The sequence below is a fragment of the Halomonas sp. genome, from assembly GCF_034520545.1.
In the GTDB taxonomy this organism is placed as follows: domain Bacteria; phylum Pseudomonadota; class Gammaproteobacteria; order Pseudomonadales; family Halomonadaceae; genus Halomonas.
Genome location: NZ_JAXHNN010000005.1, coordinates 1 through 19,791, shown reverse-complemented (window position 1 = coordinate 19,791; position 19,791 = coordinate 1). Strand labels below are relative to the sequence as shown.

The 19,791-nt window shown below is 62.5% G+C and carries 15 protein-coding genes, 2 tRNA genes and 3 rRNA genes; 6 read left to right on the top strand and 14 right to left on the bottom strand.

Annotated elements, in window-relative coordinates; genetic code table 11:
• Nucleotides 1-4 precede the first annotated feature (4 nt).
• Both U5L98_RS04400 and U5L98_RS04395 read right to left on the bottom strand, forming a co-directional pair.
• Nucleotides 5-2,344, bottom strand: a complete 2,340-nt coding sequence (locus U5L98_RS04400) for an AsmA family protein (protein ID WP_322557133.1) — start codon at nt 2,342-2,344, stop codon at nt 5-7.
• Entirely contained in the window at nt 2,341-2,793 is a 453-nt protein-coding gene (locus tag U5L98_RS04395; RefSeq protein ID WP_322557132.1) for an acetyl-CoA sensor PanZ family protein, read from the bottom strand. Before U5L98_RS04395 ends, U5L98_RS04400 begins: the two co-directional genes overlap by 4 nt.
• 191 nt (nt 2,794-2,984) lie before the next feature.
• On the opposite strand from U5L98_RS04395, the gene hisB reads away from it, so the two are divergent.
• The 4 genes from hisB to hisF are packed head-to-tail and all read left to right on the top strand — an operon-like array spanning nt 2,985 to nt 5,831.
• The gene (gene hisB / locus U5L98_RS04390; protein WP_322557131.1) at nt 2,985-3,578 is read left to right on the top strand and encodes an imidazoleglycerol-phosphate dehydratase HisB; all 594 of its coding nucleotides are present in this window, start codon (nt 2,985-2,987) and stop codon (nt 3,576-3,578) included.
• 31 nt (nt 3,579-3,609) lie between these two features.
• On the top strand, nt 3,610-4,251 hold the full coding sequence (gene hisH / locus U5L98_RS04385; RefSeq protein WP_322557130.1) for an imidazole glycerol phosphate synthase subunit HisH: 642 nt from the start codon (nt 3,610-3,612) through the stop codon (nt 4,249-4,251).
• 53 nt (nt 4,252-4,304) lie between these two features.
• Nucleotides 4,305-5,054 carry a 1-(5-phosphoribosyl)-5-[(5-phosphoribosylamino)methylideneamino]imidazole-4-carboxamide isomerase gene (gene hisA / locus U5L98_RS04380; protein ID WP_322557129.1) on the top strand — a complete coding sequence of 250 codons (750 nt, stop codon included), beginning with the start codon at nt 4,305-4,307 and terminating at the stop codon, nt 5,052-5,054.
• 3 nt (nt 5,055-5,057) lie between these two features.
• Nucleotides 5,058-5,831 carry an imidazole glycerol phosphate synthase subunit HisF gene (gene hisF / locus U5L98_RS04375; protein ID WP_322557128.1) on the top strand — a complete coding sequence of 258 codons (774 nt, stop codon included), beginning with the start codon at nt 5,058-5,060 and terminating at the stop codon, nt 5,829-5,831.
• A gap of 21 nt (nt 5,832-5,852) precedes the next feature.
• On the opposite strand, the gene U5L98_RS04370 is transcribed toward hisF, so the two are convergent.
• Nucleotides 5,853-6,434: a YjaG family protein gene (locus tag U5L98_RS04370; RefSeq protein ID WP_322557127.1), complete on the bottom strand. Its 582-nt coding sequence runs from the start codon at nt 6,432-6,434 to the stop codon at nt 5,853-5,855.
• A 26-nt stretch (nt 6,435-6,460) separates the two neighbouring features.
• Complete coding sequence (locus U5L98_RS04365; protein WP_322557126.1) at nt 6,461-6,754, bottom strand: MGMT family protein; 294 nt, start codon at nt 6,752-6,754, stop codon at nt 6,461-6,463.
• A 57-nt stretch (nt 6,755-6,811) separates the two neighbouring features.
• Here U5L98_RS04365 and U5L98_RS04360 point away from each other — a divergent pair, with 57 nt between their 5' ends.
• The gene (locus tag U5L98_RS04360) at nt 6,812-7,510 is read left to right on the top strand and encodes a type 1 glutamine amidotransferase (protein ID WP_322557125.1); all 699 of its coding nucleotides are present in this window, start codon (nt 6,812-6,814) and stop codon (nt 7,508-7,510) included.
• Between the two features lie 4 nt (nt 7,511-7,514).
• Here U5L98_RS04360 and mnmH read toward each other — a convergent pair whose 3' ends face one another.
• From mnmH to U5L98_RS04335, 5 genes are all read right to left on the bottom strand, one after another.
• Nucleotides 7,515-8,636 carry a tRNA 2-selenouridine(34) synthase MnmH gene (gene mnmH, locus U5L98_RS04355; RefSeq protein WP_322557124.1) on the bottom strand — a complete coding sequence of 374 codons (1,122 nt, stop codon included), beginning with the start codon at nt 8,634-8,636 and terminating at the stop codon, nt 7,515-7,517.
• Nucleotides 8,633-9,670, bottom strand: a complete 1,038-nt coding sequence (gene selD, locus U5L98_RS04350; protein WP_322557123.1) for a selenide, water dikinase SelD — start codon at nt 9,668-9,670, stop codon at nt 8,633-8,635. Before selD ends, mnmH begins: the two co-directional genes overlap by 4 nt.
• Nucleotides 9,671-9,720: 50 nt before the next feature.
• Nucleotides 9,721-11,103, bottom strand: a complete 1,383-nt coding sequence (radA, locus tag U5L98_RS04345) for a DNA repair protein RadA (protein WP_322557122.1) — start codon at nt 11,101-11,103, stop codon at nt 9,721-9,723.
• Between the two features lie 139 nt (nt 11,104-11,242).
• On the bottom strand, nt 11,243-11,692 hold the full coding sequence (locus tag U5L98_RS04340) for a copper resistance protein NlpE N-terminal domain-containing protein (RefSeq protein ID WP_322557121.1): 450 nt from the start codon (nt 11,690-11,692) through the stop codon (nt 11,243-11,245).
• Between the two features lie 99 nt (nt 11,693-11,791).
• On the bottom strand, nt 11,792-12,685 hold the full coding sequence (locus U5L98_RS04335; protein ID WP_322557120.1) for an AEC family transporter: 894 nt from the start codon (nt 12,683-12,685) through the stop codon (nt 11,792-11,794).
• A gap of 120 nt (nt 12,686-12,805) precedes the next feature.
• Between U5L98_RS04335 and hisC the strand changes: the two genes are divergently transcribed.
• Nucleotides 12,806-13,861, top strand: coding sequence for a histidinol-phosphate transaminase (hisC, locus tag U5L98_RS04330; protein WP_322557119.1), 1,056 nt, complete (start codon nt 12,806-12,808; stop codon nt 13,859-13,861).
• A gap of 166 nt (nt 13,862-14,027) precedes the next feature.
• Here the strand turns inward: hisC and rrf are convergent.
• The 5 genes from rrf to U5L98_RS04305 form a co-directional block, all read right to left on the bottom strand.
• Nucleotides 14,028-14,143: ribosomal RNA gene (gene rrf / locus U5L98_RS04325) — 5S ribosomal RNA — on the bottom strand.
• An 83-nt stretch (nt 14,144-14,226) separates the two neighbouring features.
• Nucleotides 14,227-17,111 (bottom strand): 23S ribosomal RNA (locus tag U5L98_RS04320).
• Between the two features lie 280 nt (nt 17,112-17,391).
• Nucleotides 17,392-17,468 (bottom strand) — tRNA-Ala (locus U5L98_RS04315).
• Nucleotides 17,469-17,482: 14 nt separating this feature from the next.
• Nucleotides 17,483-17,558: transfer RNA gene (locus U5L98_RS04310), tRNA-Thr, on the bottom strand.
• Nucleotides 17,559-17,731: 173 nt separating this feature from the next.
• A 16S ribosomal RNA gene (locus U5L98_RS04305) occupies nt 17,732-19,269 on the bottom strand.
• Together the 16S, 23S and 5S rRNA genes with 2 tRNA genes alongside form the textbook arrangement of a ribosomal RNA operon.
• Between the last annotated feature and the right edge of the window lie 522 nt (nt 19,270-19,791).

Genomic DNA, 19,791 nt, shown 5'->3' with positions numbered 1-19,791 from the left:
TTGCTCAATCGAATAGACCCTTCAGGGCGTCGCGAAGTTCCTTTCCGGCTTCCACACCGATGCGTTCGTCGATCTTTCCTGCGGCACCCTCGAGGCGCTTCTCAACCTCTTCGCCGGCACGCTGCGATAGTTCGTTGCGCAGCAACTCGGCCAGGGTGTCCTGGAAGGCCTGGCGGTCGAAGCGGCACCAATCGGCACTGTTGCCGCCCAGTTGCCCCTCGCAGCGCACCGGCAGCGGCACCCGCTCGAGGCGAGGGTTTACCTCGCAGGGGGCATTCTCGACATCGACCAGGCGCAGCGCGGCACGCAGATCGAACTGCTCGCTGACCAGGTCCAGTTCGCCCTTGCCACCCACCTCCATGCCAGGCAGCGTGACCAGCAGATCGTCGCTCCTGGCGGCACCTTCGTTCAGCCGCAGGGTGGCACGGATGTGCTCGAAGCGAGTCTCGTCGCGCCATTCTCGATTGAGCTCTTCGCCCTCCAGAGCGGCGACCGTGGTGCAAAGTTCCCGGGAGATGTTGACGCCAGGAATCGCACCCTCTTCGATGCGGGTAGAAAGCTCACCGCCCAGGTGGCGTCTGAGATCCATCAGGGTATTGCCACGGGTGGCAAGCTCACCCTCACTGCTGAAGCGGCCGCTCAGGGGCGCGGGCTCATTGCCGAGGGCCTCGAGCAGCGACTCCAGGCGCACCCGCTCGACCTTGGGCGATAGCTGCCAGCGGGCAGGCGTCTCGCGCAGGTCGAGAGCACCATTGGCGGCCAGCCGGCCATCGTGGAAGCGTGACTCGAAAGCGACCAGGCGATGGCGCCCATCGCGCCCTTCGAGAGTCAGGTCGACGTCAAAGAAATCCATCCCCGCCAGGCGCATCTCACCCAGGGCTAGATGGGCATCGAGGGTGAGCGCAGACAACCACTGTGCCGGCAACAAGGCATCCGACTCGGCGGCATGGACTCGGCGGATGGCGAGCAGGCTCCACAGCGAGGCGGTGTCGTCTTCCACCCCCGGCGGCGGTAGATAGCCGTCCACGTCGAGCTTGTCACCCTGCAGGTCGGCGGCGAGCTGTTCACCATCGTATTGTCCCGCCAGGCGGCCGGTGAAGGTGCTACCATCCAGCACCAAAGTCAGGCCGGGGAACTCGAAGCGCTCGAGATCGCCGCTGACGGGGCTGGTCAGTGCCACGTCGGAGAGCGCCTCGCCATCGGCCATGGTCGGCATCATGTCGAGCCGCGCCAGCCAGGGCCGCAGCGACAGCGGCGCCATGCGCAGCTGGCCAGTGTAAACCGGTGCCTCGGTGAGGTTGCGGAGGTTGAGGTTGCCGCTGAGCGTCAGAGCGTCGGGGCCGGTGAGCGCCATGTCACGGAGGTGGGCGCTCTGCTCGTCGAGGTCGGCGTCCAGGGTGAAGGCGAGCGACAGCGGCAGTACCTTTTCGCCCAGGCGCGGATGTTTCAGACTGGCGTCGAGCTTCCCTTCGTTCAACTGGAGGCTGCCTTCACCGACGTTCACCACCAGCTCGGCGCCCTTGAGATTGACCTCCTGCTCGCCGTCGATTCCATGGAAGCGGTTGACCGTCGCCAGGCTCAGCCCCTCCAGCATGTGACGGCCCTCTGCGAGGCCTAGATCCACCCGGCCCTCCATGGAGATTTCACTGATCAGACGCGGCTCACGCTCCTGCTCCTGCCAGTCTAGGCCCTCGTGGGCCCTCAGCCGGAAGGAGGATGCGATCGGGAAGGCCCGCCCGGGATTGACGTTGGTGCCGCTGACCTGAAGGTTCTCGAGGAGCAGCTCGCGGTCGCTCAGGGCATCGCGGAAGCGCACCTCACCGTCCTGGACCTGCACGCTGGCGACGTTGAGCGCTACGGAGAGGCCTGTGTCGGGGTTGGGCCCTGCGCTTGCCGGAGCCAGGGCGGCCTCGGCCTCTTCGCTACTCTCACTCAGCCTCTCGAGCAGTACCTCCCAGTTGCCCTCACCCTGAGCGTCGCGCTGCAGGTCGAGGTAAAGGCCCTCGAGGGTCAGGCCGTCGATGGCGATCTCGCCGCGCAGCAGCGGCGTGAAGGCGAGACTTACCTCGGCGTGGGAGAAGGCGGCAAAGGGCGTCGAGTCATCTGCCTGATCCGGCAGGCGGGCCTCTGCCTTCTCCACGCCCACCCCCAGGCGGGGGTAGAAGGACCAGGAGAGGGGACCATCCAGGCTCAATTCCAGCCCGCTGTATTCGCGCACCACCTCGACCAGCCGCGGCTTGAGGTCATTGGGATCGAAGAAGGTGGTGACATATACCACGGCGCCGACCATCACCAGGCCGAGCACGCCGATCGCGGCGAGCAGGGTTCGCAGCAGACGTCTCATCGCTGGCCTCCCCGTAGTGGCAGGTCGAGCTCGAAGTAATCACCATCCTTCGTGAGCCGATAGCCGAGACGGGTGAGCAGCATCTGGTCGGCCACCGGCAACTGGGATGAAGCGGCATAGAGGCGACGACCTTCGCCATAGGCAACCTCACTGACCAACGCCAACAACCGTGACCCGACGCCACGACGTCGGGTCGTCTTGCGCACGCAGAGATTCGACAACCACCAGGCGTGCTGATCGGGGATAACTGCGACAGCCCCCAGCAGACGATCGTTGAAGCGAGCGCAGCAGAACAGATGGCCACTCGCGAGGTGGTCACGAATGAAATCATCGACGGCCACCGGCAGGCGCTCGGCAGGAGCGTCGGCATAGATGCGCGCGAGGTCGAGGCGTACCTGGGCATCCGCTTCCCAGGCGGCCTGATCGACCTGTTGCAGGGTCACCGGCATGCGGGATTCTCCTTGAGCCGGGGCGGCGAGGTCGCCGCCACTGTAATGACCCGCATTGTAGCGGATGGGGCGGGCGATTCACTATAATGGCAGGCTCGCAGCGCCAGCACAGCATCCGGCGCCCAAATGCCTTGCCGGCTGGTGACTACCACCGGCCCCTCTCACACGCGCCCCGGCGCTGGAGATCCGACATGTCCGAGCGTATCGCCACGGTCACCCGCAACACCCGAGAAACCCAGATCACGGTGACCATCAATCTCGACGGCGAGGGACGCCTGGCCTGCGAGACCGGCGTGCCCTTCCTCGACCACATGCTCGATCAGGTGGCACGCCACGGCCTGATAGACATCGACATCGATGCGCAGGGCGACCTGCACATCGATGACCACCATACCGTCGAGGACCTCGGCATCACCCTGGGTCAGGCTTTTCACCAGGCCATCGGCGACAAGCGCGGCATCTATCGCTACGGCCATGCCTACGTGCCCCTCGACGAGGCTCTGTCGCGGGTGGTGGTGGATTTCTCGGGCCGCCCTGGTCTGTTCATGGGCGTCGAGTTCACCCGTGCCAGCATCGGTCGCCTGGATACCCAGCTGTTCTGGGAGTTCTTCCAGGGCTTCGTCAATCATGCCCGGGTGACCCTGCACATCGACAATCTCAAGGGCTTCAACGCCCACCACCAGGCGGAAACCATCTTCAAGGCCTTCGGCCGCGCACTGCGCATGGCCGTGGCGCCGGACCCGCGCATGGCCGGCCAGATGCCGTCCACCAAGGGCAGCCTGTAGGGCCGCCGAACGATCACACGAGGAGCGCTCCATGACCATTGCCGTCATCGACTACGGGATGGGCAACCTGCATTCCGTCGCCAAGGCACTGGAACACGTCACCCACGAGAACGTGATCGTGACGCGGGACCCCCGTCGCATCCGCGGCGCCACCCGCCTGGTGCTGCCCGGCCAGGGCGCCATCCGCGACTGCATGGGCGAGCTCGAAAAGACCGAGCTGCGCGGCCTTGTCGAGGAACTGCTCGCCAGCCAGTCCAAGCCGCTGCTAGGCATCTGCGTCGGCCAGCAGATGCTTCTCGACCACAGCGACGAGAACGGCGGCATTGGTTGTCTGGGCTTCCTGCGCGGTGAGGTGAGGAAGTTCCCCACCAACATGCGCGATGACAGGGATAACCGGCTCAAGGTGCCTCACATGGGCTGGAACCTGGTGCACCAGCACCACGACCACCCCCTGTGGACGGGCATCGACCAGGACGAGCACTTCTACTTCGTGCATAGCTACTATGTCGACGCCACCGACGACGCCACGGTTTTCGGCACCACCGAATACGGCCGCTTGACTGCCCATGTGGCCATCGGCCGGGATGCCACCTTCGCCGTACAGTTCCATCCGGAGAAGAGCTCCCGGGCCGGCCTCAAGCTGCTGGAAAACTTCGTTCAATGGACACCCTGAGGGGCGCTACTCTTCTACAGGTGCCCGACGCCGCGCCAACCAAGGACACTGACATGCTGGTAATTCCCGCCATCGATCTCAAGGACGGCAAATGCGTGCGCCTCAAGCAGGGGCGCATGGACGACGCCACCACCTACGGCGACGACCCGGTGGCCATGGCTGCCCGCTGGGTCGAGGCCGGCGCCCGGCGCCTGCACCTGGTCGACCTCAACGGCGCCTTTGAGGGTATGCCGGTCAACGGCGAGGCAGTCACCGCCATCGCCCGCGCCTGGCCCGACCTGCCGATCCAGATCGGCGGCGGCATCCGCAGCGCCAAGACCATCGAGCACTACCTCGAAGCCGGGGTCTCCTACGTGATCATCGGCACCAAGGCGGTCAAGGAACCGGACTTCGTCGGCGAGATGTGTCGAGCCTTTCCCGGACACGTGATCGTCGGCCTGGACGCCCGGGATGGCTTCGTGGCCACCGATGGCTGGGCCGAAGTCTCGACGCTCAAGGTCACCGACCTGGCGAAGCGCTTCGCCGACGATGGCGTCTCCAGCATCGTCTACACCGACATTGCCCGCGACGGCATGATGTCCGGCGTCAATGTCGAGGCCACCGCGGCCCTGGCCCGCGAGGGCGGCCTGCCGGTGATTGCCTCCGGCGGGGTGACCAACCTCGAGGACCTTCGTGCGCTGATCATGGCCGGCGAACCCGGCATCCTGGGCGCCATCACCGGGAGGGCCATCTACGAAGGCAGCCTCGACGTGACAGAGGGCCAGCGACTCTGTGACGAACTCAGCCACAAGGGGAGGAACTGATTCATGGGACTCGCCAAACGCATCATTCCTTGCCTGGACGTCGACGCCGGCCGTGTGGTCAAGGGCGTCAATTTCATCGGCATCCGCGATGCCGGTGACCCGGTAGAGATCGCTCAGCGCTACAACCAACAGGGCGCCGACGAGATCACCTTCCTCGACATCACGGCGAGCCACGAGGACCGCGACACCACGGTTGAGATGGTCGAGCGCATCGCCGGCGAAGTGTTCATCCCGCTCACTGTGGGCGGCGGCATCCGCAGCTGCGACGACATCCGCACCATGCTCAACGCCGGTGCCGACAAGGTCTCCATCAACACCGCCGCGGTGACCAACCCCGACTTCGTATACGAGGCCTCTGAACGCTTCGGCAGCCAGTGCATCGTGGTGGCCATCGACGCCAAGAAGGTCTCCGAGGAAGGCGAGCCGGACCGCTGGGAGATCTTTACTCATGGCGGACGCCGCCCCACCGGACTGGATGCCGTGGAGTGGGCGAAGAAGATGGTGGCCTACGGCGCCGGCGAACTGTTACTGACGAGCATGGACCGCGACGGCACCAAGATCGGCTTCGACATCGGCGTAACCCACGCCATCAGCGAGGCGGTGAGCGTGCCGGTAATCGCCTCCGGCGGAGTCGGCACCCTCGCCCACCTGGTCGAAGGCGTCATCAAGGGCGGCGCAGATGCGGTGCTGGCGGCCAGCATCTTCCACTTCGGCGAGTACACCATTCCCGAGGCCAAGCGCTACATGGCCGAACGGGGCATCGAGATGCGGCTCTAGTCCCGAGCCAGCACCGCCGCCTCAGTCAGCGGAAAGCCCCAGGTTGCTGACGCCATCGTTGCGCCCCAACCGGCGCAGCGACCTGAGAGCCTCGCGATCCAATGGCCCCTCCTCAACGGCCTCGAGCACGGCGTCCTGGAAGTCATTCTCGTCCGCCATCAGCGGGTGGCCGCGTACCAGCTCGCCCAGCCGCGCGGCGTCCTCCTCGCCCTCGGTGAGCTCAATATAGGCGCGCACTCCGCTGCGTGAGCTCCTGCTGACCTCCAGCACCGCCTCAGGGGCCTCGCCGCGCAGAGTGTCGAGCAGTGCCGAAAGGGCCACCACCGCCTCCAGGGCGCGCCGCGCCCCGAAGCTGTCGTCCTCAGCGGGGGGCTCCAGCTCGGCGAGCTTCTCGGCCTGGCGGTCGAAGTCGATGCGCGCCTCCTTCACTGCCAGGTGCTCCCAGACCAGATCAAGGATCACCCTCATGCCATGCGAGTCGCCCTGTCCTGTAGCCTCGGCGTAGAGGCGATAGTTGGGCAGCAGGCGCTCGCATAGCGCCGCCATGAAGGCCCGCTGGCGTCGCGGGTCAAGCTGCTGCAGGCGCTGAAAGAAACCGCTCATGGATTCTCCTTGGGATTGGGGGTGTCTCAGGGCCAGAGTCGATCTTTCGCTACACGTCCACGGGAATCGAACAGCACGCCCTCGGCGGCCAGACGCTCGCGCTGCTCGGTGGCGCCAGGGTGATCGGCCAGCTTGCGGGAGGCGGTGATGACCCGGAACCAGGGCAGCTCGTGGCCGGCGGGCAGGTCGCGCAAGGCTCTGGCCACCAGGCGCGGCGTGGCGCCGTCGGTCATCGCGGCGATGCGCCCGTAGGTGGTCACCCGGCCGGACGGGATCTCGGCGAGGATGGTCAGTATCTGTTCCCGCAGCTCCGGCTTCATGTACCCTTGCGCTCCGTCCCGTCCGTCACTCGGCATTCCCATCAAGGCGAGGCCCGCATGCACGTTCACCTTCTCCAGCACAGCCCCCACCAGGGACCGGCCCGTATCGCCGACTGGCTCGCCAGCATGGGCCACAGCCACACCATCTTCCACCTTCATGCGGGGGAGCTACCGCCGCGACTGGCCGATGGCGATGCGCTGATCGTGCTCGACGGCCCCGAGGGCCGCATCGATAACGACCGATATCCCTGGCTCAAGGGCGAGCGCAAGCTGGTCCAACGGGCCCTGGACGGCAACAAGCCGCTGTTGGGCATCGGCTTCGGTGCCCGGCTGATCGCCGAGGCGCTGGGAGCGGCGGTGGGTCGCGGCACCGTGGCCGAAACCGGCTGGCACCGTGTGGACCTCGCCCCGCTGAGCCCCGTCGATCTGCCCGAGACCTTCGAGGCCTTCATGTGGCACCGCGAGGTCTTCGCGCTGCCCGACTATGCCCTGGCGCTGGGCCGCAGTGAGGCCAGCCCGCTGCAGGGCTTCACCTGGGACGACGGCCGAGTGGTGGCCCTGCTCTGTCACCTGGAAGCGACCGCCGCCAGCGTCCGCGCGCTGCTCGACCATCAGTTTCCACCCGAAGGCAGCGAGACCAGCCCCCATGCCCAGGAGCGAGCGGCAATGCTCGACGACCCGAGGCGTTTCGATCGGCTGGCCCCGCTGCTCGACCGCCTGCTCAGCCAGTGGCTGTCCGGCAAGGCCGCGGCATGACGGTTCAGGCCGGCTGCATCTGCGGCCGGCCATGCCGCTGCGCCTCCGCCGACCACTCCCTGGCGACCTGCAGGCAGCTCTCCCAGTCGCCCACGTGGAAAAAGTGACGCTCGGGGTGCTTCTCCAGCTGGTGGCGATAGAGCGGGTCATAGTATTCGGTCAGCAGCGGGGCCAGCCAGGCCTCGTGGGCCTGGCGGTTACCCCGCTCATGCTCACGAAAGGCGAGCGCCTGGAGACGCTGCAGGCGGGCCAGGCGCTCACTCCCCAGGCGCTTGCGCAGCCGGCCTAGTGCGGTAGTGAGTTGCTTGCGCATCAGCGCCCAGCCCAGCCAGTCGCCGAACTGCCGGCGGTGGACCTCCCAGAGGTCATCGATATAGTCCTTGCGGATCTGCGCCAGCCGCCAGTCCAGCGGCATCTCGATGCGGATACGAGGCGCCGGCACCATGCCCTCCCAGAAACGCAGCGGGATATTGGCGGCGCCGATGCGTCGCGACTCGTCCTCCAGCACCACGGGCCCGGGCAGCGCTAGCAAACGCTGCCCCATCGCATGCTCGAAGTCGATCTGACTGGGCCCCGGCAACGGATGGCGGCCGAAGGCCGAGCCCTTGTGGCGGGCGCATCCTTCGAGGTCGAGGCCGTTGTCCAGCGCCAGGATCAGCGGCGTCTTGGCACAGCCGGTGAGGCCGCCCACCACCAGCAGCGGTTGGTCGGCAGCGGCGTCGATGTGCGCGCAGAGGGCCTGTCGCATCGCCTTCCAGCCGCCACGGATGCGAGGGCGCGGGGTGCCGGCCTCCGCCAGCCACTGCTGGACGACCTGGGAGCGCAGTCCACCGCGAAAGCAGTAGATGATGGCATCGGGATGCGCTGCAAGGAGGCGCTGCCAGGCGGCAATCCGCGCCGCCTTGATGCCGCCGCTGACCAGCCGCTCGCCCAGGGCGATGGCCGCATCCTGGCCATGCGCCTTGTAGGCGATCCCCACGAGATGGCGCTCCTCGTCGTCCATCAGCGGCAGATTGACCGCGCCGGGCAACGCACCCTGGGCGAACTCCATCGGCGCCCGTACATCGATCAACACGCGTCCTTCCTGCAGCAGCGCGAGGTCAGGCTCGACCAGCGGAAGATTCATCCACGCACCTCGATCAACGCGGGTCCGCTGGCCTTGACGACCTCGCCGAAGGGCACCAGCTCGATGCCGTGCTGGCGACCGATGCGCTCCACATCATCCTCCCAGGAGGGGTGCACCGAGAGCAGCAGGCCACCGGAGGTTTGTGGATCGCAGAGCCACTGCCAGTGGGCCTCGTCCATCTGCGGCAGGCTCGCACCCAGTGCCTCACGGTTGCGCTGAGTGCCGCCAGGTACCGCACCTTGGCGGCGATAGGCTTCGGCCTCGGCGAGCCGCGGCAGGCGACGGAAGTTGACCCGGGCGGCCACGTCACTGGCCGCACAGATCTCGGCGAGATGGCCAGCCAGGCCGAAGCCGGTGACATCGGTCATGGCATGCACGCCCTTGATCTTGGCAAGCTCCATGCCGATAGCATTGGATTTGAGCATGGTCTCCCGAGCCAGACCCTGATGGCCGGGCTCGATCAGGCCCTGTTTTTCGGCCGTGGTCAGCAGACCCACCCCCAATGGCTTGGTGAGGAACAGCAAGTCACCGGGCTTTGCGCCTTTGTTGAGCTTGAGGTGTTCGAGATCAACGAGACCGTTGACCGCCAGGCCGAAGATCGGCTCTGGAGCATCGATGGAGTGCCCACCGGCAAGGGCCACCCCAAGCTCGCGACATACTGCCTGAGCGCCGCTCACGACATCGCCTGCAATGTCCGGCCCCAGCTTGTCCAGGGGCCACCCCAGGATACTCAATGCCAGAATTGGCTTACCGCCCATGGCATAAACGTCACTGATGGCATTGATTGCCGCAATGCGGCCGAAATCGAAGGGATCATCGACGATGGGCATGAAGAAGTCGGTGGTAGCGATCATGCCGCGACCGTCGCCGAGGTCATAGACGGCGGCATCCTCGCGCCCCTGATTGCCGACGATCAACTGCGGGTGGCGGGCCCCGGGGCCCGCCTTGGCGAGGATGCTGTCGAGCACGTCGGGAGCGATCTTGCAACCGCAGCCGGCGCCGTGGCTGTATTGGGTCAGGCGGATGGCACTCATCTCGTTCTCCTTGGCATTCACTACCCGCATTCTACATCAGTGCGAAGGGCCTAGAGGGCGTCCAGGGCCTCTGCAAGTTTGTCCACGGCGATCACCTCCATGCCTTCGGGTGAGTGCTTGGGAGCATTGCCGCGGGGCACGATGGCCCGCTGAAAGCCGTGCTTGGCCGCCTCGACGATGCGCTCCTGACCACTGGGCACCGGGCGAATCTCGCCGGAAAGCCCCACCTCGCCGAACACCACCAGTTCGCGAGGAAGCGGCCGGTTCTGCAGGCTCGAAACCACCGCCAGCAGTACCGCGAGGTCGGCGCTGGTCTCCAGCACCTTGACCCCGCCGACCACATTGAGAAAGACGTCCTGGTCCCGGGTGAACAGCCCGCCATGGCGATGCAGCACCGCCAGCAGCATGGCCAGGCGGTTCTGGTCCAGGCCCACGGCGACGCGGCGCGGGTTGCCCAGTGCCGACTCATCGAGCAGCGCCTGGACCTCCACGAGTATCGGCCGAGTGCCCTCCCAGACCACCATCACCAGGCTGCCGGCACTTTGCTCCTCGTTGCGCGAGAGGAAGATGGCGCTGGGGTTCTTCACCTCCTTGAGACCGTGCTCGAGCATGGCGAACACGCCGAGCTCGTTGACCGCGCCGAAGCGGTTCTTCTGGCCACGCAGGGTACGAAAGCGCGAGTCCGCTCCGCCCTCGAGCAACAGTGAGGCATCGATCATGTGTTCCAGCACCTTGGGGCCGGCAAGAGTACCATCCTTGGTGACGTGCCCCACCAGTAGCAACACGGTATTGCTTTGCTTGGCGAAACGGGTCAAGGCCGCGGCGGACTCCCGCACCTGAGCTACACCACCGGGTGCCGACGCAATATCCTCAAGATGCATGGTCTGGATGGAGTCGATGATCAGGATATCGGGCCGCTCGCGCTCGGCCACGGCGAGGATGGTCTCGATACTGGTCTCGGCCAGCATCTTGAGGCCCTGCACCGGCAGTTGCAGGCGATGGGCGCGCATCGCCACCTGGGATAGCGACTCCTCACCGGTGACGTAGATCACTTGGCGAGACTGGGCCAGCTTGCAGGCGGTCTGCAGCAGCAACGTCGACTTGCCGGCCCCGGGATTACCGCCCAGCAGGACGGCCGATCCCGGCACCAGACCGCCGCCCAGCACACGGTCGAACTCGGCGAAGGTAGAAGAGAGCCTCGGCACCTCGCTGAGGTCGACACTGCTCAGATCGACTACCTCACGGGAGAGGTCACCGGCATAGCCACTGCGGAGGGTTGTCGAGGCGGCGCCCGTGGAGCCACCGGGCCGCGCCGCCGAGAGACGAACCTCACTCAGCGTGTTCCACTCCTGGCAACTGCTGCACTGCCCCTGCCACTTGCGATACTCGGCACCACACTCGGTGCAGACGAAAGCGCTCTTCGCTTTGGCCATGCGGTACTCTCTCCCACGATCAAGATCTCTACCACGATCAAGGCCATCGTTGCGTTTGCCACGTACCTTGTGCCGGTGACATACCCGCAACGACAAGGGGCGACCCTGAGGGCCGCCCCGCTGCTGCGTCATCAGATGCTTACAGACGCTTGAGCTGCAGCATCTCGCTGTTCTGGAAGCGACGCAGGTTGGGATCGACCAGTTCGAGGGTCTGCTCATCTACGCGCAAGAAGTAGTAAGTCTGCCCTTCACCATCTGGGGTCAGCTCGTAGACGGTGGCGGAAGGATCCTGCTCTGTGCCCTGGAGAACTTCCCAGTTACCCGCATAATTCTCGTCAGGGGGATTCTGGGGATGCCCTCGGTAGGACGCCTCGAGGTCGAAGGTACGCTCTTCGGTCGCGCCCTGCTCTTCGCCGTTCAGGGTCACGTTCAAGTCGATACCGTCGCAGTTGCGGCACGGCAAGGTTCCCTGGTACGAGGCCGTGGTCGCTTCCATCCCGGGCGTGGCGGGCTGGTCGGTGGGTCCGGCGGCACAACCGGCCAACAGTGCGGCCAGTGCAGTGCCGGCCAGCAATGTCCTGATTTGCATTTGCGTCCTCCTAACCAATGAACATGACGCCGTGATGCACGGCAGCCTGAGGACAGCATAACCTCTCACGTCCTCAGCGGACAGCCTCACCACCATGGGTCAGGCCAGCGGATAGACATGGGTGAAGATCAATGCCAGCACCAGCGGCATGACCACCAGGCTTCCCAGGTTGCCGATCAGCACCAGCGAGGCCACCTTGTGGGGCTCCTGACGATACTGCTCTGCCACAAGATAGTTCAACACGGCTGGCGGCAGGGCAGCAAACACCCAGAGGGCCGCGGCCTGCAGGCCAGAAAGGTCGAGCCACCAGATCAGCGGCAATGCGAGCACCAGGCCCGAAAGAGGACAGAGCGCCGCACCGAGCAGTCCCATCTTCCAGTCGCCGAAGTCGATATCCAGCATTCGCACACCCAGGGCGAATAGCATCAGCGGAATGCATACCCCACCCAGCATGTGCAGCGCCTCCAGAAACCACCCCGGCAAGGGCACACCGCCCAGATTGATGGCAAGGCCTGCCAGGCTCGCCAACACGATGGGCATGCGTAACAGCCGCCACAGAGGCGTATGGGGACTGAGCATGTAGAGCCCCACCGAGAAGTGCAGAAGCATCTCGACAATGAACAGCACCACCGCCGCCGGCAGGGCTTTCTCGCCGAAGGCAAGCACGAGCAATGGGATTCCCATGTTGCCGGAGTTGTTGAACATCATCGGGGGCAGGAAAGTCTTGGTCTCGAGCTTCAGCCACTTCGCCACCGGCCACAGCACGAGCCCTGAACCCAGCACCACCACGGCCCCCGCCAGCGCCAGGCTAGCGTAATCCGCCAGGGGCGCCTGGCGGTCGGCAAGCACGGCAAACACCAGCATGGGCACGAAGAGCTCCATGTTGAGGGTGTTCAGGCCGCGGATGTCCGGCGTGCGGAAACGACCGTATAGGGTCCCGCAACCGGCAATCAGGAAGACGGGCAGAAGAGTGGCGAGAATTTGGCCGGTCATTGCGGGAAATCCATAGGCAGCGAATTATCGATAGCGACTCCGAGACTAGCATGGGCGCGGCTTGCGCGGTCACGCGGCTCGGGTCACCATGACCAAAGTCCAACCCTCGAGCGAGTGACCATGAGCAAGTTCTGGAGCCCTGCCGTTCGCGACCTGACCCCGTATGTCCCGGGCGAACAGCCACGCGAGCGTCTGATCAAGCTGAATACCAACGAGAATCCCTACCCGCCAGCTCCCGGCGTCGAAGCTGCCCTGCGTGATTTCCCCGCCGATCACCTGCGGCGCTATCCGGACCCGCAGTCCAACGCGCTGCGTGAGGCTCTGGCCGCGGAGCTCGGAGTCACGGCCGATCAGGTATTCGTCGGCAACGGTTCCGACGAGGTCCTGGCCATGGCCTTTCAGGCGTTCTTTCGCCAGGAGCGGCCGTTGGAAATGCCGACCATTTCCTACAGTTTCTATCCGGTCTATTGCCGGCTTTATGGGATCGAACGCCGTACCCATGCCCTCGACGCTGAGTGGCGCGTCGACCTCGAGGCCTTCGGCCAGTCTGCGGGGGGCGTGATTTTTGCCAACCCCAACGCTCCCACCGGGCATGGCCATGACCGCGAGGCCATCGCCGGACTTCTCGAACGGGTCACTGACTCGGTGGTGCTGGTCGACGAGGCCTATGTCGACTTCGGCGGTGAGAGCGCCGTGCCACTGATCGAACGCTTCCCCAATCTGCTGGTCACCGGCACCTTCTCGAAATCGCGAAGCCTGGCCGGTCTTAGACTCGGCTATGCGGTGGGCTCTCGCGAACTGATCGAAGGGCTCGAGCGGATCAAGGATTCCTTCAACTCCTACCCGGTCGATAGCCTGGCCAGCGCCCTGGGCATCGCCTCCCTGGCAGACCGTGGGTACTTCGATGCCTGTCGCGAGGCGGTGATCACCACACGCGAGCGTACACGGGATAGACTCGAGACCCTTGGCTTTGAAGCCCTTCCCTCGCAGACCAACTTCGTGCTGGTCAGCCACCCGGACTTCGATGCCGCCCAGCTCTTCGTTGGCCTGCGCGAGCGCGGCATACTGGTACGTCATTTCAATACCGACGTACTACGCGACCACCTGCGGATCTCCATCGGTACAGATGACGAGATGGACAGCCTTATCGAGGCGCTCGAGAGCCTGTGCCGCTAGAACCTTCCATGCTCAATCGACGCGACACAATGCCCCTTTCCATGGGGCAGCCCTATCGTCGCCATTTTCCTATCGCCAGCTATAAAAAAACCCCGAGCTCTTTGAACTGCCCCCCATAACGACGAAACCCCGAGCTCTTTCGAACACGGGGTTTTTCGGGATAGGTGCCTGACGATGACCTACTCTCGCATGGGGAGACCCCACACTACCATCGGCGCTGAGCGGTTTCACTGCTGAGTTCGGCAAGGGATCAGGTGGTTCCCGCACGCTATGGTCGTCAGGCGAAAAGCGGTGAATCATGCTGAGCTGATACGTTTCGTCGTATCCGGCTGTCGGTCGCCATCGGCAGACCGCTTGGGTGTTATATGGTCAAGCCTCACGGGCCATTAGTACCGGTTAGCTCAACGCCTTGCAGCGCTTCCACACCCGGCCTATCAACCAGCTGGTCTCGCTGGGCCCTTCAGGAGGCTCAAGGCCTCGGGGATGTCTCATCTTGAAGGGGGCTTCCCGCTTAGATGCTTTCAGCGGTTATCCGTCCGCACATAGCTACCCGGCAATGCCACTGGCGTGACAACCGGAACACCAGAGGTGCGTCCACTCCGGTCCTCTCGTACTAGGAGCAGCCCTTCTCAAACATCCAACGCCCACGGCAGATAGGGACCGAACTGTCTCACGACGTTCTAAACCCAGCTCGCGTACCACTTTAAATGGCGAACAGCCATACCCTTGGGACCGACTTCAGCCCCAGGATGTGATGAGCCGACATCGAGGTGCCAAACACCGCCGTCGATGTGAACTCTTGGGCGGTATCAGCCTGTTATCCCCGGAGTACCTTTTATCCGTTGAGCGATGGCCCTTCCATACAGAACCACCGGATCACTAGAACCTACTTTCGTACCTGCTCGACGTGTCTGTCTCGCAGTTAAGCACCCTTATGCTCTTGCACTCAATGCACGATTTCCAACCGTGCTGAGGGTACCTTCGTGCTCCTCCGTTACGCTTTGGAGGAGACCGCCCCAGTCAAACTACCCACCACACACGGTCCTCGATCCGGATCACGGATCTGAGTTAGAACGCCAATGATGCCAGGCTGGTATTTCAAGGTTGGCTCCACCCGAACTGGCGTCCGGGTTTCCAAGCCTCCCAGCTATCCTACACAAGCAACATCAGCGTCCAGTGTGAAGCTATAGTAAAGGTTCACGGGGTCTTTCCGTCTAGCCGCGGGTACACAGCATCTTCACTGCGATTTCAATTTCACTGAGTCTCGGGTGGAGACAGCGTGGCCATCATTACGCCATTCGTGCAGGTCGGAACTTACCCGACAAGGAATTTCGCTACCTTAGGACCGTTATAGTTACGGCCGCCGTTTACCGGGGCTTCGATCAGGAGCTTCGCTTGCGCTAACACCATCACTTAACCTTCCGGCACCGGGCAGGCGTCACACCCTATACGTCCGCTTGCGCGTTTGCAGAGTGCTGTGTTTTTAATAAACAGTTGCAGCCACCTGGTATCTTCGACCGGTTCAGGCTCGGGGCGCGAGGCCCATCACCCTACGCCGGCGTGCCTTCTCCCGAAGTTACGGCACCATTTTGCCTAGTTCCTTCACCCGAGTTCTCTCAAGCGCCTGGGTATTCTCTACCTGACCACCTGTGTCGGTTTGGGGTACGGTCCCACTGTATCTGAAGCTTAGAGGCTTTTCCTGGAAGCGTGGCATCGATGACTTCCAGCCCGTGGGCTGTTCGTTTCGTCTCTCGGCCTTAGGGAACCGGATTTGCCTGATTCCCCAGCCTACTGACTTTCACCAGGACTACCAACGCCTGGCTCACCTAGCCTTCTTCGTCCCCCCATCGCAATACAGTGAGGTACGGGAATATTGACCCGTTTCCCATCGACTACGCCTTTCGGCCTCGCCTTAGGGGCCGACTCACTCTGCTCCGATTAGCGTCGAACAGAAACCCTTGGTCTTCCGGCGGGGGCGTTTTTCACGCCCCTTGTCGTTACTCATGTCAGCATTCGCACTCGTGATACCTCCAGCAGACCTCTCGATCCACCTTCATCGGCGTACACGACGCTCCTCTACCGCTCATCCAGAGGATGAACCCGTAGCTTCGGTACCTGGTTTGAGCCCCGTTACATCTTCCGCGCAGGCCGACTCGACTAGTGAGCTATTACGCTTTCTTTAAAGGATGGCTGCTTCTAAGCCAACCTCCTAGCTGTCTGAGCCTTCCCACATCGTTTCCCACTTAACCAGATTTCGGGACCTTAGCTGACGGTCTGGGTTGTTTCCCTTTTCACAACGGACGTTAGCACCCGCTGTGTGTCTCCCACGCGTCACTCACCGGTATTCGGAGTTTGCCTCGGGTTGGTAAGTCGGGATGACCCCCTAGCCGAAACAGTGCTCTACCCCCGGCGGTGCTACGTGAGGCGCTACCTAAATAGCTTTCGAGGAGAACCAGCTATCTCCGGGCTTGATTAGCCTTTCACTCCGATCCACAAGTCATCCAAATCTTTTTCAACAGATCCTGGTTCGGTCCTCCAGTTGATGTTACTCAACCTTCAACCTGCTCATGGATAGATCGCCCGGTTTCGGGTCTATTTCCAGCGACTGGTCGCCCAGTTAAGACTCGCTTTCGCTACGCCTCCCCTAATCGGTTAAGCTCGCCACTGAAAATAAGTCGCTGACCCATTATACAAAAGGTACGCGGTCACATGACGTGCATGCTCCCACTGCTTGTACGCATACGGTTTCAGGATCTATTTCACTCCCCTCTCCGGGGTTCTTTTCGCCTTTCCCTCACGGTACTGGTTCACTATCGGTCAGCCAGGAGTATTTAGCCTTGGAGGATGGTCCCCCGTCTTCAGTCAAGGTTTCTCGTGCCCCGACCTACTCGATTTCACAGGATCAGATTTTCGGCTACGGGACTATCACCCTGTTTCGTTGAGCTTCCCAGCTCATTCGCCTAATCAGTCACCTGCTTAAGGGCTGCTCCCCGTTCGCTCGCCGCTACTGGGGGAATCTCGGTTGATTTCTTTTCCTCGGGGTACTGAGATGTTTCAGTTCCCCCGGTTCGCCTCCTGACACCTATGGATTCAGTGCAGGATACCCACGTTACCGTGGGTGGGTTTCCCCATTCAGACATGCCCGGGTCACAGGTTGTTTGCCACCTCGCCGAGCCTTATCGCAGGCTTCCACGTCTTTCATCGCCTCTGGCTGCCTAGGCATCCACCGTATGCGCTTCATCGCTTGACCATATAACCCCAAGAGGTCTGGTCCGCGATGACGATCGACAATTGCCGGATACGCTTGAAACGTATCTCGTGTCTCTTCCTCTCGGAAGAAACTTGTCAGCATGATTCACATTGTTAAAGAGCATTTAAAGCTGGAAGCTTTAAGCTGGAAGCTGTAAGCAATACCTGCCTGACGGCAGATAACGTTTTCAGCGCCTAGCTTAAGGCTTACGCTTAACAGTCGACTGTTGTGGGGTTGGCTTTTTCTTACAGCTTACGGCTTATCGCTTACAGCTGAAGTGTGGTGGAGCCAAGCGGGATCGAACCGCTGACCTCCTGCGTGCAAGGCAGGCGCTCTCCCAGCTGAGCTATGCGCTCCCAAAGTAAGATGGTGGAGTCTGAGGCAGACTTGAACTGCTGACCTCACTGCTTACAAGGCAGGCGCTCTAACCAACTGAGCTACAGACCCAGCACCGTATTAACCGCCAAGCCTGTTGCAGTTCGGTCGGCCGACCTCACCCTCCTTTCCATTTAAGGTCAGGGGGTGCGCTCTAACCAACTGAGCTACAGACCCAAACAGTCTTTGCTCGTTCGATCAGGTAATTCATTGTGGACACTTGCCGGGTGCCGGGACGGGTCGTTTAAGGAGGTGATCCAGCCGCAGGTTCCCCTACGGCTACCTTGTTACGACTTCACCCCAGTCATGAACCACACCGTGGTGATCGCTCTCCCGAAGGTTAAGCTAACCACTTCTGGTGCAGTCCACTCCCATGGTGTGACGGGCGGTGTGTACAAGGCCCGGGAACGTATTCACCGTGACATTCTGATTCACGATTACTAGCGATTCCGACTTCACGGAGTCGAGTTGCAGACTCCGATCCGGACTGAGACCGGCTTTTCGGGATTCGCTCCACCTCGCGGCTTCGCATCCCTTTGTACCGGCCATTGTAGCACGTGTGTAGCCCTACCCGTAAGGGCCATGATGACTTGACGTCGTCCCCACCTTCCTCCGGTTTGTCACCGGCAGTCTCCCTAGAGTTCCCGACCGAATCGCTGGCAAATAGGGACAAGGGTTGCGCTCGTTACGGGACTTAACCCAACATTTCACAACACGAGCTGACGACAGCCATGCAGCACCTGTCACTCGGCTCCCGAAGGCACACCCGCATCTCTGCAGGCTTCCGAGGATGTCAAGGGTAGGTAAGGTTCTTCGCGTTGCATCGAATTAAACCACATGCTCCACCGCTTGTGCGGGCCCCCGTCAATTCATTTGAGTTTTAACCTTGCGGCCGTACTCCCCAGGCGGTCGACTTATCGCGTTAACTGCGCCACAAAGGTCTCTAGGACCCCAACGGCTAGTCGACATCGTTTACGGCGTGGACTACCAGGGTATCTAATCCTGTTTGCTACCCACGCTTTCGCACCTCAGCGTCAGTGTCAGTCCAGAAGGCCGCCTTCGCCACTGGTATTCCTCCCGATCTCTACGCATTTCACCGCTACACCGGGAATTCTACCTTCCTCTCCTGCACTCTAGCCTGACAGTTCCGGATGCCGTTCCCAGGTTGAGCCCGGGGCTTTCACAACCGGCTTATCACGCCGCCTACGCGCGCTTTACGCCCAGTAATTCCGATTAACGCTCGCACCCTCCGTATTACCGCGGCTGCTGGCACGGAGTTAGCCGGTGCTTCTTCTGTGAGTGATGTCCTCCCTTGGGGGTATTGGCCCCAAGGCGTTCTTCCTCACTGAAAGTGCTTTACAACCCGAAAGCCTTCTTCACACACGCGGCATGGCTGGATCAGGCTTGCGCCCATTGTCCAATATTCCCCACTGCTGCCTCCCGTAGGAGTTCGGGCCGTGTCTCAGTCCCGATGTGGCTGATCATCCTCTCAGACCAGCTACGGATCGTCGCCTTGGTGAGCCGTTACCTCACCAACTAGCTAATCCGACATAGGCTCATCCGATAGCGCAAGGTCCGAAGAGCCCCTGCTTTCTCCCGTAGGACGTATGCGGTATTAGCCTGGGTTTCCCCAGGTTATCCCCCACTACCGGGCAGATTCCTATGCATTACTCACCCGTCCGCCGCTCGACGCCTGGAGCAAGCTCCATCGTTTCCGCTCGACTTGCATGTGTTAGGCCTGCCGCCAGCGTTCAATCTGAGCCATGATCAAACTCTTCAGTTTAAAATCATAAGTGCCTTAAGAGCACCAAACTTGGCTCAAGGGTCAAACGTTCTCAATTCGGATCCGAGGATCCTTGACGAGTCGCTTGCCTTGAATGTTTCAGTGACTGGTCACCGACATCCCGACAAGCGCCCACATGAATTACCTGATCGATTGTTAAAGAGCGTCTCCGGGCTCTCATGAAGCGCGGAGGTCTCGCTGTTGCCGTCGTGCTCGGCCGCATCAATGGACGCGGCGGCCTCGTCGGCGCCCTGCGAGGAAGGCGTATTCTACGTGATCGGCTGTCGGTGTCAACCCTGTAAGCGTTCCGAAGAACGGTTCCAGGTGAGCGACGTGCCATCGAGATGGCAGCCGATAGAGCCCCTGGCGGGCCTCTGTAACGAGTGACGCATTCTACCGAATTCGGCGTTTCCGTCAAGCAGGAATTTCGACATCCAGCCCGAAAAACCCATACAGAAACAACAACTTCTGCCACTTATCACCGCCGGCAACGTTGCCCGTCGCCGGCAGCGGATGCGTACT

Coding starts and splice junctions, on each gene's coding strand:
- U5L98_RS04400 (WP_322557133.1), bottom strand. CDS start 2,344: ATGAGACGTCTGCTGCGAACCCTGCTCGCCGCGATCGGCGTGCTCGGC.
- U5L98_RS04395 (WP_322557132.1), bottom strand. CDS start 2,793: ATGCCGGTGACCCTGCAACAGGTCGATCAGGCCGCCTGGGAAGCGGAT.
- hisB (WP_322557131.1), top strand. CDS start 2,985: ATGTCCGAGCGTATCGCCACGGTCACCCGCAACACCCGAGAAACCCAG.
- hisH (WP_322557130.1), top strand. CDS start 3,610: ATGACCATTGCCGTCATCGACTACGGGATGGGCAACCTGCATTCCGTC.
- hisA (WP_322557129.1), top strand. CDS start 4,305: ATGCTGGTAATTCCCGCCATCGATCTCAAGGACGGCAAATGCGTGCGC.
- hisF (WP_322557128.1), top strand. CDS start 5,058: ATGGGACTCGCCAAACGCATCATTCCTTGCCTGGACGTCGACGCCGGC.
- U5L98_RS04370 (WP_322557127.1), bottom strand. CDS start 6,434: ATGAGCGGTTTCTTTCAGCGCCTGCAGCAGCTTGACCCGCGACGCCAG.
- U5L98_RS04365 (WP_322557126.1), bottom strand. CDS start 6,754: ATGAAGCCGGAGCTGCGGGAACAGATACTGACCATCCTCGCCGAGATC.
- U5L98_RS04360 (WP_322557125.1), top strand. CDS start 6,812: ATGCACGTTCACCTTCTCCAGCACAGCCCCCACCAGGGACCGGCCCGT.
- mnmH (WP_322557124.1), bottom strand. CDS start 8,636: ATGAATCTTCCGCTGGTCGAGCCTGACCTCGCGCTGCTGCAGGAAGGA.
- selD (WP_322557123.1), bottom strand. CDS start 9,670: ATGAGTGCCATCCGCCTGACCCAATACAGCCACGGCGCCGGCTGCGGT.
- radA (WP_322557122.1), bottom strand. CDS start 11,103: ATGGCCAAAGCGAAGAGCGCTTTCGTCTGCACCGAGTGTGGTGCCGAG.
- U5L98_RS04340 (WP_322557121.1), bottom strand. CDS start 11,692: ATGCAAATCAGGACATTGCTGGCCGGCACTGCACTGGCCGCACTGTTG.
- U5L98_RS04335 (WP_322557120.1), bottom strand. CDS start 12,685: ATGACCGGCCAAATTCTCGCCACTCTTCTGCCCGTCTTCCTGATTGCC.
- hisC (WP_322557119.1), top strand. CDS start 12,806: ATGAGCAAGTTCTGGAGCCCTGCCGTTCGCGACCTGACCCCGTATGTC.